At 44.6% G+C, this 630-nt stretch carries 1 pseudogene; it reads left to right on the plus strand.

Annotated elements, in window-relative coordinates:
• Positions 1–630, plus strand: a pseudogene (locus R7O13_RS28280) (MipA/OmpV family protein); the annotation flags it as partial.

The following is a 630-nucleotide window of genomic DNA, read 5'->3' on the forward strand; positions in this document are numbered from 1 at the left end:
TGACGCGCTTAGACAACGAAGCTTACAAGAGTGGAATTGTCGAAGATCGTTACCAAGGTGAAGTGTTTGTCGGTTTCGGCTTCTTTAACGACAAAGGCAAAGAGCGAAAATCTGACCTTCACAATCGTCCATATTTGCGAATTGCGCACGGTTGGGCGACGCCTTCCAATATGGGCGACATTTTCAAGTTCAACGCTGAAAAGGATGAATACGATAATCAGCTCACTTCGTTTTTCTACGGACATCCGTTGACCGATGAACTGTTTGGTTTGCCTCTTGATATCTATTTAACGCCTGGTTTGGTTCACCATTGGTCGTCGGATGTTCAGTCGTCTAGTACCGAATATGTCATGGCGATTAAAGCGTATTACACCTTTAACTGGCCGACTCAATGGCGCTTTGGTGTTGCAGAAGGGATGTCTTACATCGACAACATTACCTATATCGAAGGTACAGAAATGGAAGAGAAAGGTTACACGCCAAGTAACTTGCTTAACTATCTGGACTTTTCATTGGATGTGAACGTCGGTGACCTGTTTAACCAAAAAGATTGGGAGAACATGTGGGTGGGGTATTCGTTACACCATCGCTCTGCGATCTTCGAAAACGCCTCTCAATTCGGCAGAATTA

It is taken from the genome of Vibrio sp. Y176 (genome assembly GCF_033438945.1).